The organism is Sphingopyxis sp. sgz302558 (genome assembly GCF_057220455.1).
Window position 1 is genome coordinate 1 of record NZ_JBXPUZ010000012.1, and the last position, 14,641, is coordinate 14,641.

Sequence of the window (14,641 nt, forward strand, 5' to 3'; positions counted from 1 at the left end):
TCTTCGTCAATGCCATCAACTGGTCAAAGGAACTTGGCTCATGATCTCGCCCATTCCCGGTCGCCTTGCAGTGACCCTCTTTTCCGTCCTGCTTGGAACAACTGCCTGTCCGGCTTCAGCACAGATGGTGTCAGCAGAGTTGGCGCCAGTGGTCGTCGAGGCGGCGACCACCGCAACAATGCAGACGCAATCCGAACCGCGGCGAGTCCCCTCCCGCGCCGCGCGCCGCTCCCAGCCATCTGCCCCCAGGGATCGGGTGGGAGCGGCAAACGCCGCCGCGCGCGTGCAGCCCGAGGGCGAGCAGTTCATCAACGCGATCCAGAACTATGCCTGGGCTCCCGGCGCGCTCTATCAGGTCTATGCCGCGCCGGGACAGGTGACCGACATTGCGCTGCAGGAAGGCGAGCAGCTGGTTGGCGCCGGACCTGTCGCTGCGGGCGATACCGTGCGCTGGCTGATCGGCGACACCGTAAGCGGGCGCGGGGCCAATGCGCGGGTCCACATTCTGGTCAAGCCGGTCCGCTCCGACATCACCACCAACCTTGTCATCAACACCGACCGCCGCACCTATCACATCGAGCTGCGTGCCAATCCGTCGGTCTACATGGCGTCGGTCTCCTGGACCTATCCGCAGGACGAGCTGATCGCCTTGCAACAGGCGCAGGAAGCCGAGGCGCGCGCGGCACCAATTGCTGCCAATATTCCGGTCGAGGCGCTCAATTTTGGCTATCGCCTGTTGGGCGATCGGCCCTCCTGGCGACCGGTGCGCGTGTTCGATGACGGGCGGCAGACCTTTATCGAGTTTCCCGAAAGCGTGGAGCAAGGTCAGATGCCGCCGCTGTTCGGGCTTGGCGAGGGCAATCAGGCCGAGCTCCTCAACTACCGCGTGTCCGGCCGCTTTATGATCGTCGACCGGCTGCTCGAGCGCGCCGAACTGCGCCTTGGCGACCGCCGTTCGCAGCAGCGCGTCGAGATCCGCAAGGAACGCCGGAGGTCGCCGTCATGAGCGACGAAGCTGCTCCAACGCCAGAAGAGGCGGTCAAGCTGCGCGGCGATCCGCCGCGCGTCATGCGGCTGTCGCGCAAGGCCATCGGCATCGCGTCGGCTTGCGGCTTTGCCCTTGTCGGCGGTGCGCTGATCTATGCCCTGCAGCCCGCGAGCCAGGCCGAGCGCGAGGAGCTGCTCAACACCGAAGGCGCGGCGCAGCCCGACGCATTGGCCGATGCCCCTCGCGACTATGGTGATGTCCCCAAGCTGGGCCCGCCCCTGCCCGGCGATCTCGGCGCGCCGATCCTGGCGGCACAACAGCGCGGGGATGTCGCCGAGCTTCCGCCGATCGGCGCTGCGCCGCCCACTGGCCCTGCGCCAACGCCTGCGCAAACGGCAGCCGAGACGGAACGCCAGCGGCTGCTGCAGGAACGCAGCGCCGCTCGCGAAAGCCGCCTGTTCTTTGGTGGCGGTGCGGGAGCAGCTGCTGTCGGTGACGGATCGGAAGTTGCCGATGCCGGCGGTGGGCCGCCGGTGCCCCAGCTCGCTGCCGAGGCGCCGCGCCCTGCTTTTGCCGACCGCCCCGCCGAGCGCCGGACGGTATCAGCCAGTCGGATCGAGCCGCCAGCGGGCACCCATGTCTTGCAGGCGGGCAGCATCATTCCTGCAGCACTCATCACCGGGATCCGCTCTGATCTTCCAGGTCAGGTCACCGCGCAGGTGACCGAACCTGTCCATGACAGCGTCACCGGCCGCATCCTGCTCATCCCCCAAGGGTCTCGGCTGATCGGCGACTATAATGCCGACGTGTCCTTCGGACAGCGCCGGGTGCAGCTCGCATGGAACCGGCTGATCCTGCCCGATGGCCGGTCGATCGTGCTCGAACGCCAACCCGGCGGCGACCCATCCGGCTTTGCCGGGCTGCAGGACGGCGTGGACTTTCATTGGGGCGGCGTTCTGCGGGCCGCGCTGGTCTCGACCCTGCTGGGTGTTGGCGGCGAGCTTGGCGCGGGCAATGACGACAATCTCACCCGCGCGCTGCGCCGAGGCTCGCAGGACAGCATCGGCCGCGCGGGCGAACAGGTCGTCAGCCGCGAGCTCGATGTGCGGCCAACATTGACGATCCGTCCGGGTTTTCCCGTGCGCGTACTCGTGACCCGTGATCTGATATTGGGAGACGAGTCATGACCCGATTGAAATTGGCCGACCTGGCCGACGAAAAGCCGGTCAAGGTAACCATCGAGCTCTCGTCCCGACTTCACCGCGAACTGCTCTCCTATGGCTTGGCGATCAACGGCGGCGATACCAAAGATGCTCCCACACCCGAGCGGCTGATCCCGCCGATGATCGAGCGCTTCATCGCGACCGACCGGTCCTTCGCCAGATTGCGGCGCTCGGGTCAGGCCGGGTAGCGTTCGCTGAGCAGTTCAAAGAACCGCTTCAGCGCTGGGTTGTCGTTATCCTCGCGCCAGTAGAACGCATAGTCGAGCCGCGCAGGGCCGCCCTGATCCATGATCTCGAGGAACGTCAGTTCCGGCCATTGCACCCCGATCGAGGCTTCGGTGGCAAGCGTGACGTACCGCCCGAACGGGACCGTGCTCAGAACACTCTCGAGGCTTGTGTCTTGCACGATCAGGTGGGCACGATAGCCCTGATCTGACAATCGACGCTTCAGATTGCGGGCCATGGCGGGCCCCACGCCTTGGCTGGGCAGCACGAGAACCTGTCGGCGCAAATCACTCCAGTGAATCCGGTCTGATGTGGCCAATTGATGGTCTTTCGGCAACGCAACAAGCAATCGCTCCGACCATGCCGAGCGCCGCGAGATGCCGGCGTCGTGCGCGTCCGATGGCATCAGCGCGACGTCGATGATCCGGGCCTTCAGATCGCTGAGCATCCGCTCGGGATCGGCTTCGATCCCGTCAAACTGAATATCGGGGTGACGCCGCATATATTCGCCAATGGTCGCGCGCATATTGCCGGCCATCAGGGACGCAGAAAAGCCGACCGCGATCCTGCCTTCCTCGCCATAGCTGACCGCGCGGGCTGTCGTCTGAAGATTGTCGATGTCGGTAAGAATGCGCCGGGCAACACTTAGGAACGCCTTGCCTTGCTCGGTCGGTATTGCGCCGCGCGTGCTGCGTTCAAAGAGCTTGATCCCGAGGCGCGCCTCCAAGGCGGCTATTCGTCTGCTCAACGTCGACTGCTTGATGCGCATTGCTTCGGCGGCGCGTGAAAAATTCTGGGCATCGGCGGTGGCTACCGCAAATCTGAGCTGACGCACTTCGATCATAAGGCTTTGCGACCCTTATCTTTATCCCCGTGCTTCGCGCTATCACCAAAAGCCCGAAGCCCCTAGGTTCCTTTATCCAAGCTACATCGAGCGACGAACAACCGCTGCGCGATGCTATGGCGCGGCCCGATTGAATTATGGGAGCACAACGCAACCGCTTATGTTACATCAGGCCATTACTTCACAATTTCATACGGATCTTCATTTGTTGAGACGAGCGACTAGGCGAACACCTATGTTCGCGTTTCGCCACAATTTTTTTTCAACATTTACATTATATGCCTCCGCCAAAATGAATAAAACAACACGTTAGCCGCAAGAGATTTATCTGTGCGGAGATCAAGCGCCTCATTCTTCGGCGCTCGCCTGATATGCCGCCGGGTTAACGCCGAAACGCGTGGTAAAGGCACGCGAAAAACTGCTTGGGCTCGCATAGCCCACGCCGCGCGCGACTTGCTCGACGGATGCGCGGCTACGCAGCAACCGGTCTGCCGCAGCGAGCAAGCGCAGTTCGCGCAGCACTGTGGCGGGAGGGTGTCCGAACGACGCCTGGAACCGCTTAATGAAGGCCGACCGACTTAAGCATGCCAGCTGCGCCAGGGACATCACACTGTGTGCCGCACCGGGCTCATGCACCATGGCGCTGAAGGCACGCATCACCTGCTCATCGCTAACCAGATCAAGCGCACCAAGCCAACTCTGCTGTTCGGCGAGCCCGCGGCGCAACAGTATCACCAAAACCTGGCGCAGCATCGCTGCGGCCATAGTCCGGCCGCCCGTGTTGTTCCCACTGAGTTCGGTGCGGATCAATGGCATCAGACTGCCGACACTATCTTTGCCGGAATGCTCCACCACCGGTGCATCAAGCGCACCGAATAAGTCGCGATCGCCAGCCTGTATTGCACGGAAATGGCCGCAGACGATCTTCAGCGCTGGCTCGTCACTTCCTGCCTGCCAGCGCTTCAGTGTGGGTTGTCCAAGGTCGATGGTTACCGCGACCACACCTCCACAACCTGTCCGTGCCTCTGGAGTAGACCGCGCCTGGATGCGGTAAGGGGTGTCCCGCGGGGTAACAAGCAGCGTTTCCGGGCCGAAGGGAACAGGCGCGCCCGACCCTAACACCAGTTCACCTTCGCCATGCAACACATAGTGAAGACCTGATGCCGGGGTGGCTGAAAAGGCCAACGCCCAAGCGGGGGCAATGAAGCATTCGGAAAAAGCGATCGGCTCGACACGCAGTTGATCGAACAGCGCATCAAGGTCGATTCGCGACAAGAGACGTTTGGACAAGAGAAAGAGCCCTTCTGCACAAATATTTGATCTACATGGCTTTCATCATGAAGAGACAAGCATTGCGTTAGCGAATGCCTACGTCAACAGGGAGATATCTCATGCACATTCCGAAGGGTTCGCTGCTGTTTGCAGCCTCGGCGCTTTTGTTGGCCGGGTGTAGCGAGGCGACCGAAACGAGAGCGGAAAATAGCGGCGCTGACGCCGCAGGCACCTTGCGCGTACCTGCCGATTATCGTGATACCTATCAATATCTCGGCACTTGGGCTGTGGCGGCCGATGGCACACCCGGATCAAAGGAGATGCATATCGTCTATGCCTCGCCCGGTGCTGCAGCCGGGCATCGCGCTACCGGCACGTTCGCGGACGGCACGACGCTAGTAAAAGAGGTGTTCGAGGCGACGACGGGACCAATGACAACGGGCACTGTCAGCCATACGAAAGCCTTGAAAGGCTGGTTCGTTATGGTGAAGGACAGCAAGAACAGCCATCCCGACAACAAGTTGTGGGGCGACGGCTGGGGCTGGGCATGGTTTGATCAGGGCGCCCCGACCAAGACGAAATCGACCGATTACAAGACCGATTGTCTGACTTGCCACTTGCCAGCCAATGCGACTGACTCGATTTATGTCGATGGCTATCCGGTGCTCAAGAAATAAGCGGAGCGGTGCCTCTGTTGGGATCCGCACACCGCCTCGCCTTGCGACAAGCGGGCCCGCTTTCACGGGCTCAACGCTGTTGGCTGATTCTGCAAAGGTCAGAATAGTGAGGAATTGAGTTCCGTACCCGTAATTTTTCTGCCGACTAAATCATGGCGCTGAGGGCGTTGGGCTATGGCTCAGGTCGTGGAGCGCCAAACTCCAGACGTGGCAAACCCTGCATGCCGTGATCGGGGCATGCAGGGTGGCATTGTTGATAACAACTCTTGTGTCCTTGATAGACGTGCTCAGGCAGCGGCGTTCTTTCGGCCTGATTGGTTGGCTCGCGAGGTACAGGTAACCACCGCGATCACGCCAGCTGCCATAACCGGGTAGTAGATCGAAGCCAGAGCGGTGAAGCCAAGCAAGAATGGCGCGGCAATGAAGGCTACTCCTGCGGCAAGATCGAGCAACAAGTGTGCATCGAACGACACCAGCTTGACCGCACCGAATGCATAGTCAGTGAGCAGGCTGTAGGCAATCAAGCCCGCCCCACCGGCAACAGAGAGCCAAAGCTCAATACCCTCAAAGCCGAGCAGGAATGGCAGCGCAATAAGGGCGGCAGCGGCGACATAGTCAAGCACGCCATGCAGCGCAGGGGTAAGGAATTGCAGTTTCATGGCAAGGGTTCCCTATGGAAGTGGTTGAGGAGCGGGCCGATGTCCTGCACCGGCCCGCACGCATTATGATCAGGCCGCAACCGCCACATCGACGACCGGGAAATCGATCTTGGTCTGGGCGACGTTGTTCATGAAGTTGGTCAGAACATTGTGCGCGACGTTACCGACGATTTCGACGATGCGGGCGTCGTCGAGGCCAGCAAGGCGGGCTGCTGACAGATCGCTGTCGGTCACGTGACCGCGTGTTTCAACGATGCGCAAGGCAAGCGTCGCGATCGCATCGTCGAGGGGATCTTGGCCCTTGCCCAGACGGGCGGCGCGGATAGCCTCTGGCGAAAGGCCGGCACCTTTCCCGAGCAGCGTGTGCGCCGACAGACAATAGTGGCAGCTGTTGTACTGGGCGACGGCAAGCGCAACGATTTCGCGCTGTGCAGCGGTCAGCACACCACTTCCCAGTGCATCTGCGAAGGCGAGGTTGCCATTCAACACGGCAGGAGCATGAGCGAAGGTCGCAAAAAGGTTCGGGACCATGCCAATCTTCGCCTTAACAGCGCCGAGGGTGGCCTGGACGCCGGTGTCGGCAGTGGCGAGTTCTACGGGGTTGATGCGGGGCATTTGCGTTTCCTCTGTTGGTCAGTGCGGGCTTGCACAACGCCTCTATCGGCTGTTATCGGTGCAGATTGGTGCCAACTTCATTGCAGATCGTTCACATGGACATCTTTGCCGCTCTCTTTGCCCACACTGCCCCGAGCGCCCGGACATTCTTTACCGGCAACTTGTGTACGACCGCGCAATTTGCCGATTGCGGCTACCTCCACCTTCTCAAGAGCGGCGCGTTGACGCTGAGCCGATCTGGCGAGGCCGATCTCATTCTGAACGAACCAACGCTGCTCTTCTTCCCGCGCGGACAGGCGCATCGGTTCACTGGCGCTGCGGAAGGCGGGGCTGATCTGGTCTGCGCGAAGGTCGATCTGGGCGGCGATAATGGCAACCCGATTGGCGAAGGACTGCCCGACCTTGTCATCCTGCCGCTGGCCGAGAACCCGACGCTGGGGCCCGCCTGCGATCTTCTGCTTGTCGAAGGATTTGGCGACAATAATGGGCGTCAGGCCGCCATCGACCATTTGTTCGACTATCTCTTGATCCTGGTAGTGCGTCATGTTGTCGCCAGTGGCCTGGTGAATGATGGTGTGCTGGGCGGCCTTGCCGATCCGCGATTGGCCAAGGCGCTGACGGCGATGCACGAACAGCCAAGGCATTCGTGGACTCTTGATGATCTGGCAGAGGTGGCCGGCATGTCGCGCACCCGTTTTGCCACGCATTTTCGCGCCTGCGTTGGGCGGACGCCGATCGACTATCTGACCCGGTGGCGAATGACGATTGCGCGTGACCTTCTTGCCGCAGGCAAGCCGGTCAAGACCGTGGCCGACAGCGTCGGATATGATAGTGCCGCAGCCTTCTCACGGGTGTTCGCTCGCGTCACGGGCGAAGCACCGCGCCAAGTGAAGCAGAGATTAAGGTAACATGATCAGTTGGTAGACATGGATGCGGCAGTGAACGCGTGACCGCCTGGACATGGATCGCGCGGCGGCATGGCTGAATGCTGGGCTAGGATGCAAGCTGCGGTACCCAACACCAGCATTGCGCGCGCGTTCGATTGAGCGAGCACCTTCCGCCTTGGCCGATCAGTATCGCTGATAGGACCGCATGCCGGAAAGACGGATCGAACTAGGACATAAATGGGGATCATTGGATATGGCGCTCAGACGGGACGGAGGCGCGTTATGACCCCGAATGGTGCATCGCTGGGCTCGAAAACATTGCTGTGCGTCCCAATCAGGGCACATTGCACTGTGTGTTGACGCCGTGAACCTAGCCAACCGGCTTTGCCAAATCCAACTCAACAGCCGGTACCTGCTCCATCGTCACCTTCCTGTCTGACTTATTCGCAGAAGATCCCGCAAAGTGGAGACCCCTCCACCACATTAAATGCGCCCTTTTCCGACCGCTTGTCACTTGCCCATTGGCGGTCGCCTCACTTTGAAAGCCACGGCAACTATGGACGGTAGACACGACTGCATTGGTATGACCTGTTCGATAGCCTCGCGGACGCGGCACCCTGCTGGAAATGAACCCGTCGCCCGACAGCAAACCTGTTTGATCGCCTGCTATCACCGCCGACACACCGGAATGATGCAGCCGTCTTGGTCAACCCAGCGCCAATAACACCGATCCCAGTCATCGCCACTAATTGGAACGACCCGCCAGCCCAGCCCTTCCGCATGGGTAGCCCAGCACCGAACCGAGAAGCCCTCGTTCGCCAAATTGCCCCACGAGGGGATCCAAGCGCCTACCAATGGCCTGGCGGTCGCCTAAAACACTGACAAGCCTACTCGTGTGGGGCAGTGCCTATTCGCATTCCAATTGCATCGCGCAACATTGGCAGAACATTGTGCTCGAACCATGGGTTGCGTTTCATCCAGCCCATACTACGCCAGGATGGATGCGGAAGCGGAAAGTAGTGCGGCAGGTACTCGTGAAATTTACCAACACGTTCAGTCAGCGATTGTTTTTTGTCCTCGACCAAGTAGCGCTGGTGTGCATAGCTTCCAACGAGCAGCGTCAATCGCGCGGGTGGAAGCACGGCCATGACGCGATCATGCCACATTGGTGCACATTCGAGGCGCGGCGGCAAATCGCCACTGCTCCCGGTGCCGGGATAGCAAAAGCCCATCGGCACAAGTGCGACCTGCGCCGGATCGTAAAAAATATCGGGCGTCAGCCCCGTCCACTCGCGCAGCCGCTCGCCGCTTGCGTCATCCCAGGCAGTGCCGCTCTCATGGACCCGCGCGCCGGGCGCCTGACCGATGATGACAATTGTTGAGGTTGCGCTGAACTGAACGATCGGGCGCGGTCCGGCTGGCAGATGCTCAGCGCACAGGGTGCACGCTCGAATGTCTTCCAGCAAGCAGTCTGACGATCTCATAACAGGCGTCCCGCTACCTCCGGTCCACGGACGAGTTTGCGGCAAGATAAGCAATAATGTCGCGCCGTTGCGCGGCGTCGGAGACAGTCGAAAACATTTTCGAGCCTGGCGCCATTTTTTGGGGTCCCTGCAGCCATAAATCGATCCGCGCCGGCGTCCAAACGCCGGTCAATTTCTTGAGTGCCGGAGAATAAGCATAGCCTGGTGCCGTTGCGATCCGACGTCCAATGAGACCGCGGTGCGCCGGGCCGATACGGTTTGCCTCGATGGAATGGCATCCGCCACATTTTGCTCGATAAAGCGCCTGGCCATTTGCGAGATTGCCCACCGCTTGCGCCGGCGCGGCGGTGGGGGCAAACACCAGTCCGGCCCCGGCCAGGATCGCGCAAACCGCGACCCCGGCCTCGATGCGTTTGCGACTTGCCATATCAGCCGAACAGATACGCAGATTTGGGCATCGCGCCGCCCGCCGCGTTGTTGAGAATGGCCCAGTGAACCGCTTCGTCTGTGCTAAGTTGCGCGAAGAGATGTGCCAGCTTGTGGTCCTGCAACGCAGCGATCTGGCCGACATAGGCGTTCGTCGCGCCCTGTTCGAGGCCGGCAGCAAACTTAATGACATCGCCTTCTGACTTGAGCGCGCCGATGTTAAGTGCCGAAATATACTCGGCATCGGTCTTGGGTTCGACAGGCTTTGCACCAGCCGTCGCGATCAGCTTGGCAAGTGAATCGCGGTGCCCCTCGTGATGGCCGAGGAAAACCAACGCAACGTCGAGCACGCCTTTGCTGAGCAGCCCGCTTCCGCCGGCAATGCGATACGCAGCGATACCTTCATGTTCAAGTGCAAGAGCACCCTGCATCACGCCGACATCTGAGCTGACGGTATCGCCGCGGCGCGCTATCTTGCGTGGCGCGGCCAGCAACGGTGCGTTAAGGGTGGCGAGCCCAAACCCAGCCGCGGCAATTCCAGCTGAACGGAACAGGGCACGGCGGGACTGGATGGCAACTTCATTTTCATTGGACATGAGATTTCCCTCTGTTGGAGTAGTAAATTACCCGCGCGCTGTGCGCCGGGATTCAAGTCGAAACGGAGCCAATCGGGTCGCCCGAGATCAGGCCTGGGTGTAGTATTTTTCTGAGACGATCTTGCCGTCCCGCCAGGTGCGCACGAGCGTTTCGTGCCAGATGATCGGGCTGCCATCACCGGCCGTCATCTTGAACGTCCATTCGCTCGCCGAGAAATTGTCCCCGACGGCCTGGCCGTGCAACGTCGCGCTTTCGAAGCTCTTCAGGCTCGCGAAAAAGCCTTCAAGATGTGCGCGCTCTGCAGCCTTCGAAGTGCGGCTTGCGCCATCGGGTTCGATGAATACGCAATTGTCGGCATAGTACTGGTCGATCGACTCAAGGATTCTGCCCTGAGCGGTGAGCGCGTTTGATGCGCTTTCGGCAGCTTCTATTGGATTGGTCATTGGCTTTTCCTTCGGATTGAATGTGATTGAAGACCGAGTTGGGCCGGTTCGCTGGGGGCGGCGAACCGGCCCGTTCGGGTCGCCTAAACAAACAAGGCGCTCCGCGAACGCATCAGCGGGAGATCATTTTCGGTCCCCGCGATATGGTTGAAGTAGTTCGTGAAAATGCTGAGTGTGATGTTCGCGACAGTCTCGACACCGGCCTCATGATCGGAACCGGCGTGGTGAGCGTTGCGAGTTGAGCTGCCGTTGTCTGGCCACGTAGGCGAACGACTTCGCATGCGACGCCCGACAGAGCGGCGGTCTTGGGATATGACGATCTGCCAATCAAATTCCTGGCCATTTCGTCGGACGAAAGACCTGCTCCCTTGCCGCGTCCCGTATGCACCGAAGCGCAATAATCGCACGCATTGGCACCGGCGACAGCGAGCGCAATCTGCTTGCGGTTCACATTTGACAGGCTTCCTGCGGCGAGTGCCCCGGCAACTCCAGGACAACCACTGCGCCCGGCCGGTGATTGCGCCATGGTGGCAAAAATTTTTGGCAAGCCGCCCATCTGCTTCTTCACCGCATACAGCAGGTCTTGGGTTTTCGACGGCGCAGACGCGGCATCAGTCTGGGGAATGGTCTCCACTACAAATCTCCGGGGCGGTTCCTGGCGAAGGGTTAGCAGTTCCGTCGATGCTTGGTTGCGCTTCGGTGGGAGGTAACGCAATGCCGTGGCGCCATTTTACGATTTCTGGTCAATTCATTGGGATGACCTGCAACGTTTCACGAATAGTCTTGTGGATTTAGCGGACGCCGGTGCTATGCAACCAGCATGACCGATGTACTCAGCGACGTGCTCGACACAGTAGCACTGAAAGCCGCAATTTACTTTCGCACCGATTTTTACCCGGCGTTTAGTATCGCCGTCCCTAGCTACAGGCGTGCAGCGCGCTTTCACCTGGTGGTACAAGGGACGTGCTACGTCACCCTCGCCGATGGGACGCGCACAAAGTTGCGAGCTGGCGATCTTGCCCTTGTTCCCGGCGGCGCTGGCCATTTGCTGTCGAGCAGCGAAACCGTTGAAGGGCAACCGCTTGGCGATGTCATACAGCAAGCAGGCTTCACGGGCTCGGGGCCGTTCATCGTCGGGAGCGGCGAAGCCGGCGAATCCTGCCAAATGGTATGCGGCCATTTCTCCTTTGCCGATGGTGCAGACCACCCGTTGCTGCGTTCGATACCGGACTTGTTGCATGTTACCGCAGCGGACCGTGCATCACGGCCCATGCTTGACGACGTTCTGCGCCTGCTTGTGCGCCGCATGTTTGAGGGCGAACCGGGAGCCACAGCCAGCGTCAGCCGCCTGTCCGAGGCGCTGTTCATCGAGGCGATACACGCCGGCATCGCGCAGGCGCCCGAAATCAGCCGTTTGATGTCCGCTGTCTACGATCCTCAGATCGGCAAAGCACTCAGCCTTATTCACGGTGATGTCGCCCATGGATGGACTGTCGAAAGCCTAGCGGCGGCCGTGGGAATGTCGCGCAGCCGCTTCGCCGAGCGCTTTCGCGAGCTGGTTGGCAGTGGCCCGATGGCCTATATAGTGGACTGGAGGCTTCAGCGTGCGCTCAACCTACTCGCGGAAAGCAATGTCCCGATAAAAACGGTTGCCAATCGCGTTGGCTATCGCTCGGCTGCCGCCTTCACCCGTGCGTTTTCAGAGCGCTTCGGCTGTTCGCCCAAAGAGCGAAGGATGAGCAGCAACGCAGCGTAGAAGTGGCGAAGCCATCGCGGTCGACTGCACAAACTAATGCTTGCTTTTGATTAATCAACTTGTCGATCCTGTTCATGGCTGTTAGAATGTCGATGTATTTGCCCGAATTCAAGCTATTGATAGGCGATCTAATCAGCCGGTGAGGAAAGATACGGCAAATGCTCCATCTGAGCAATAGGGTGGTGCGTTACCATCGGATTGGTGCATGGGCGTCAGACCTGTATACGCCTAGGGTCCCGCATCCTCGTGCAATTCCAGTCGCCGCGTGAAGTTATCAGACTGCTCGTCATGCAACTCGAGAAAGCGATTGGCCTCTTTGACAATCCGCGCCTCTACCACCGCTTCGCGGTCGATTTTTGCCTGGGCGTGGAGCCACTCGGTGACTTCCAGCCAATCCCAGAGAGGACTGTTGGAGGTGACGCGTGCAACCGGATTGGGGAAGCCTGAGCCACGTTCCGCCTTGGTATAGAGCGAGATCGCCTGACGGGTGAGACCTGAGCGCTCGGCAATGTCACTGAGGTTCACCAGATAATCCGGCTCGACCCGTTCGATCTTGGCACCCGTTTTGAGTATATCCTTATAAGCGGTTGTGACAGCTTTGGAAAATGACACAGCTTGACGGGCGAACTCGGCGATGATCACGCCCTTCTGGAACGAAAGCGTCGCGTCGTCGCAACCGGCCTCGAAGAAGCGGTCTTCGTAGCCGTCCGCCTCGGGATCGAGGCCGGAGGCGACAATCGTGAACTCATGCGTCTTCATCTCACTCACTCCGCTTGCCCGTGCGGGCACCGCGACACATCCCGTCGTATAGCCTTGGCATGGTTCTCCGCATTACGCGGCGTGCTCCACACCGAGACCATGCAACCGTCCCGGTCAGCCCAAGCGCAGTAGAGCCGCCCCCAGGCGTGGCCACTGATCGGAACGACCCGCCAGCCCAGTGTTTCCGCATGGGCAACAGCAGCTTCAATCTCCTTGTTCGGATGGCGTGGCCTAGCCATTCAACCGACCTCCTTATCGCCTATCTGTTGACAAATGTCAACGGTATCTGCGGTGCCCCTTTTGTTTCACTGCCGTGCTGCTCCGCTGCGTTCGACGCGGGCCGAGAGGCGCAGCTAGCCATGGTCTGGAATCAGACCATGCGTCTCATTGGCCTATGTCGACAGGATGGACCGCAGCTTCGCGTCCCAAGCATCGAGAGCGGTGCGCTTCTCATCGTCATATTTGTAGCGGTTGTAGATCCCCGCGACCCCTGCCCTTGTTCCGCTGATATGGTTGAGCACGCTTTCTGTCACCTCGACGGGGACTCTCAGCGACTGGAGATGGGTTGCGCCGGTTCTGCGGATATCGTGTAGTCGCCAGTTCGGAACGTCTACCTGGTCGGGGTCTCCTCCNTTCTGTCACCTCGACGGGGACTCTCAGCGACTGGAGATGGGTTGCGCCGGTTCTGCGGATATCGTGTAGTCGCCAGTTCGGAACGTCTACCTGGTCGGGGTCTCCTCCGTCCTCGATCTGCTTCGCCTTCAGGTGCGCGATCATGTCCTTGTGGAGAGCCGCCCTTCCCTTGAAGAATCCCGAGACGGGGGTCGTGCCAGTGGTCGTGAATACGAGGCCCTTGCGCTTCGGGCCAAGCAGCTGCAGCTCTGCCAAAGCGAGGCTTGTCAGCGGTATGACATGTTCCTGATCATTCTTCGCCCGATCGGCCGGCAAGGTCCATCTACGCGCATCGATGTCGATTTCGGACCAGTCCATCTCTGCAACTTCCTGACGCCGTTGCATCGTCAGGATCAGCATCCGGACGAACGGCCCCCACGGCCATCCGGAATTCTCGGTCGCCCTCCACAAGGCGACAATCTCCTCGTCACTGAGCACCCTGCGCCGCGATGGAACGGCCTTCGGAGCCTTCATCCCGGCCAGCGGCGAGACATCGATATCCTGCCGGTCGGTCGCCCAGTTGAAGAACTTGCGCAGGAGCGAGTGGATCTCCTTGCGTCGCGCAGGGCGATCAGAATACTCGTCCAGCACCTTCACGATATCGGCGCGGGTGATCTCGTGGACGGGTCGGTTCCCCCAGCGTGGAATAAACACGTTGTTGATCGTGCATTGCGCCGAGCCCCACGTCCCCCGCCAGTTCGGCTTGAGATAGAGCTCAACGAACCTTTCGCTGTAGGTCCGAAAGTTCAGCGTCTCCTTCTTCCGCTTGGCTTCGCGTTTGGCTTCGACCGGATCGATCCCCTGATAGACCTGGACCAGCAATCGCTCGGCTTCCTTGCGCGCCGTGGCCGGCGTCCATGGACTACCAACGGGCCCGATCGTTTTGCGTCGGGCAGGCCCGCCGTCGACCCGATACTGGAACACAAACGATTGTGCTCCTCTTGGCGTGACGCGAAGTCCGAAACCCTTTAGCCGGGGGTCCCACACGTAAATGTCGCGGTGCGGGTCCGGTGTGACCGACTGGATTGTTCGCAGTGTGATTGATTGATTCGGCATGATCTGACGCTCGTCCACGTAATCGCCACGTAATCAGATGTCGGGATTACGATGGCGT

17 protein-coding genes are annotated in these 14,641 nt (G+C 60.2%); 6 read left to right on the forward strand and 11 right to left on the reverse strand.

Annotated features, from left to right (window positions below; translation table 11 throughout):
- The first annotated feature begins 40 nt into the window (after nucleotides 1–40).
- Genes trbG through AC2TC0_RS15705 form a run of 3 tightly spaced genes read left to right on the forward strand, consistent with a single transcriptional unit; the run spans nucleotide 41 to nucleotide 2,399 of the window.
- Complete coding sequence (gene trbG, locus AC2TC0_RS15695; protein WP_484718402.1) at nucleotides 41–1,006, forward strand: P-type conjugative transfer protein TrbG; 966 nt, start codon at nucleotides 41–43, stop codon at nucleotides 1,004–1,006.
- Nucleotides 1,003–2,175, forward strand: a complete 1,173-nt coding sequence (locus AC2TC0_RS15700; RefSeq protein ID WP_066528280.1) for a TraB/TrbI/VirB10 family type IV secretion system protein — start codon at nucleotides 1,003–1,005, stop codon at nucleotides 2,173–2,175. Before trbG ends, AC2TC0_RS15700 begins: the two co-directional genes overlap by 4 nt.
- The gene (locus AC2TC0_RS15705; RefSeq protein WP_066528277.1) at nucleotides 2,172–2,399 is read left to right on the forward strand and encodes a DUF2274 domain-containing protein; all 228 of its coding nucleotides are present in this window, start codon (nucleotides 2,172–2,174) and stop codon (nucleotides 2,397–2,399) included. Before AC2TC0_RS15700 ends, AC2TC0_RS15705 begins: the two co-directional genes overlap by 4 nt.
- Here the strand turns inward: AC2TC0_RS15705 and AC2TC0_RS15710 are convergent.
- Both AC2TC0_RS15710 and AC2TC0_RS15715 read right to left on the reverse strand, forming a co-directional pair.
- Nucleotides 2,387–3,280: a LysR family transcriptional regulator gene (locus AC2TC0_RS15710; protein ID WP_066528275.1), complete on the reverse strand. Its 894-nt coding sequence runs from the start codon at nucleotides 3,278–3,280 to the stop codon at nucleotides 2,387–2,389. The genes AC2TC0_RS15705 and AC2TC0_RS15710 overlap by 13 nt on opposite strands.
- 348 nt (nucleotides 3,281–3,628) lie before the next feature.
- Complete coding sequence (locus AC2TC0_RS15715) at nucleotides 3,629–4,570, reverse strand: AraC family transcriptional regulator (protein ID WP_082731125.1); 942 nt, start codon at nucleotides 4,568–4,570, stop codon at nucleotides 3,629–3,631.
- A 101-nt stretch (nucleotides 4,571–4,671) separates the two neighbouring features.
- Here AC2TC0_RS15715 and AC2TC0_RS15720 point away from each other — a divergent pair, with 101 nt between their 5' ends.
- Complete coding sequence (locus AC2TC0_RS15720; protein ID WP_066528270.1) at nucleotides 4,672–5,229, forward strand: cytochrome P460 family protein; 558 nt, start codon at nucleotides 4,672–4,674, stop codon at nucleotides 5,227–5,229.
- Between the two features lie 287 nt (nucleotides 5,230–5,516).
- On the opposite strand, the gene AC2TC0_RS15725 is transcribed toward AC2TC0_RS15720, so the two are convergent.
- Nucleotides 5,517–5,888 (reverse strand): SPW repeat domain-containing protein, encoded by a 372-nt coding sequence (locus tag AC2TC0_RS15725; RefSeq protein WP_072378596.1) that lies wholly within the window; start codon nucleotides 5,886–5,888, stop codon nucleotides 5,517–5,519.
- 69 nt (nucleotides 5,889–5,957) lie between these two features.
- Nucleotides 5,958–6,503 carry a carboxymuconolactone decarboxylase family protein gene (locus AC2TC0_RS15730; protein WP_072378598.1) on the reverse strand — a complete coding sequence of 182 codons (546 nt, stop codon included), beginning with the start codon at nucleotides 6,501–6,503 and terminating at the stop codon, nucleotides 5,958–5,960.
- 95 nt (nucleotides 6,504–6,598) lie between these two features.
- Here AC2TC0_RS15730 and AC2TC0_RS15735 point away from each other — a divergent pair, with 95 nt between their 5' ends.
- The gene (locus AC2TC0_RS15735) at nucleotides 6,599–7,411 is read left to right on the forward strand and encodes an AraC family transcriptional regulator (protein ID WP_058456591.1); all 813 of its coding nucleotides are present in this window, start codon (nucleotides 6,599–6,601) and stop codon (nucleotides 7,409–7,411) included.
- Nucleotides 7,412–8,277: 866 nt separating this feature from the next.
- Here AC2TC0_RS15735 and AC2TC0_RS15740 read toward each other — a convergent pair.
- The 5 genes from AC2TC0_RS15740 to AC2TC0_RS15760 all read right to left on the reverse strand — a co-directional run bounded on the left by AC2TC0_RS15740 (nucleotide 8,278) and on the right by AC2TC0_RS15760 (nucleotide 10,974).
- Complete coding sequence (locus AC2TC0_RS15740; RefSeq protein ID WP_318254616.1) at nucleotides 8,278–8,856, reverse strand: uracil-DNA glycosylase family protein; 579 nt, start codon at nucleotides 8,854–8,856, stop codon at nucleotides 8,278–8,280.
- A gap of 31 nt (nucleotides 8,857–8,887) precedes the next feature.
- The gene (locus AC2TC0_RS15745) at nucleotides 8,888–9,235 is read right to left on the reverse strand and encodes a c-type cytochrome (RefSeq protein WP_231729168.1); all 348 of its coding nucleotides are present in this window, start codon (nucleotides 9,233–9,235) and stop codon (nucleotides 8,888–8,890) included.
- Between the two features lie 67 nt (nucleotides 9,236–9,302).
- Nucleotides 9,303–9,794, reverse strand: a complete 492-nt coding sequence (locus tag AC2TC0_RS15750; protein ID WP_058454717.1) for a ferritin-like domain-containing protein — start codon at nucleotides 9,792–9,794, stop codon at nucleotides 9,303–9,305.
- A 189-nt stretch (nucleotides 9,795–9,983) separates the two neighbouring features.
- Nucleotides 9,984–10,340, reverse strand: a complete 357-nt coding sequence (locus AC2TC0_RS15755) for a nuclear transport factor 2 family protein (protein ID WP_066528266.1) — start codon at nucleotides 10,338–10,340, stop codon at nucleotides 9,984–9,986.
- Between the two features lie 112 nt (nucleotides 10,341–10,452).
- Nucleotides 10,453–10,974 (reverse strand): carboxymuconolactone decarboxylase family protein, encoded by a 522-nt coding sequence (locus AC2TC0_RS15760; RefSeq protein WP_082731126.1) that lies wholly within the window; start codon nucleotides 10,972–10,974, stop codon nucleotides 10,453–10,455.
- 186 nt (nucleotides 10,975–11,160) lie between these two features.
- Here AC2TC0_RS15760 and AC2TC0_RS15765 point away from each other — a divergent pair, with 186 nt between their 5' ends.
- Entirely contained in the window at nucleotides 11,161–12,096 is a 936-nt protein-coding gene (locus AC2TC0_RS15765) for an AraC family transcriptional regulator (protein WP_066528263.1), read from the forward strand.
- 228 nt (nucleotides 12,097–12,324) lie between these two features.
- Here the strand turns inward: AC2TC0_RS15765 and AC2TC0_RS15770 are convergent, their stop codons facing one another.
- Nucleotides 12,325–12,855, reverse strand: a complete 531-nt coding sequence (locus tag AC2TC0_RS15770) for a helix-turn-helix transcriptional regulator (RefSeq protein ID WP_066528256.1) — start codon at nucleotides 12,853–12,855, stop codon at nucleotides 12,325–12,327.
- A 456-nt stretch (nucleotides 12,856–13,311) separates the two neighbouring features.
- Nucleotides 13,312–14,583 carry a tyrosine-type recombinase/integrase gene (locus AC2TC0_RS15775; RefSeq protein ID WP_484718403.1) on the reverse strand — a complete coding sequence of 424 codons (1,272 nt, stop codon included), beginning with the start codon at nucleotides 14,581–14,583 and terminating at the stop codon, nucleotides 13,312–13,314.
- Nucleotides 14,584–14,641 lie beyond the last annotated feature (58 nt).

What these genes read in the sequence shown, in the direction of transcription:
- trbG (WP_484718402.1), top strand. Translation starts at nt 41, where the DNA reads ATGATCTCGCCCATTCCCGGTCGCCTTGCAGTGACCCTCTTTTCCGTC.
- AC2TC0_RS15700 (WP_066528280.1), top strand. Translation starts at nt 1,003, where the DNA reads ATGAGCGACGAAGCTGCTCCAACGCCAGAAGAGGCGGTCAAGCTGCGC.
- AC2TC0_RS15705 (WP_066528277.1), top strand. Translation starts at nt 2,172, where the DNA reads ATGACCCGATTGAAATTGGCCGACCTGGCCGACGAAAAGCCGGTCAAG.
- AC2TC0_RS15710 (WP_066528275.1), bottom strand. Translation starts at nt 3,280, where the DNA reads ATGATCGAAGTGCGTCAGCTCAGATTTGCGGTAGCCACCGCCGATGCC.
- AC2TC0_RS15720 (WP_066528270.1), top strand. Translation starts at nt 4,672, where the DNA reads ATGCACATTCCGAAGGGTTCGCTGCTGTTTGCAGCCTCGGCGCTTTTG.
- AC2TC0_RS15725 (WP_072378596.1), bottom strand. Translation starts at nt 5,888, where the DNA reads ATGAAACTGCAATTCCTTACCCCTGCGCTGCATGGCGTGCTTGACTAT.
- AC2TC0_RS15730 (WP_072378598.1), bottom strand. Translation starts at nt 6,503, where the DNA reads ATGCCCCGCATCAACCCCGTAGAACTCGCCACTGCCGACACCGGCGTC.
- AC2TC0_RS15735 (WP_058456591.1), top strand. Translation starts at nt 6,599, where the DNA reads ATGGACATCTTTGCCGCTCTCTTTGCCCACACTGCCCCGAGCGCCCGG.
- AC2TC0_RS15755 (WP_066528266.1), bottom strand. Translation starts at nt 10,340, where the DNA reads ATGACCAATCCAATAGAAGCTGCCGAAAGCGCATCAAACGCGCTCACC.
- AC2TC0_RS15765 (WP_066528263.1), top strand. Translation starts at nt 11,161, where the DNA reads ATGACCGATGTACTCAGCGACGTGCTCGACACAGTAGCACTGAAAGCC.
- AC2TC0_RS15770 (WP_066528256.1), bottom strand. Translation starts at nt 12,855, where the DNA reads ATGAAGACGCATGAGTTCACGATTGTCGCCTCCGGCCTCGATCCCGAG.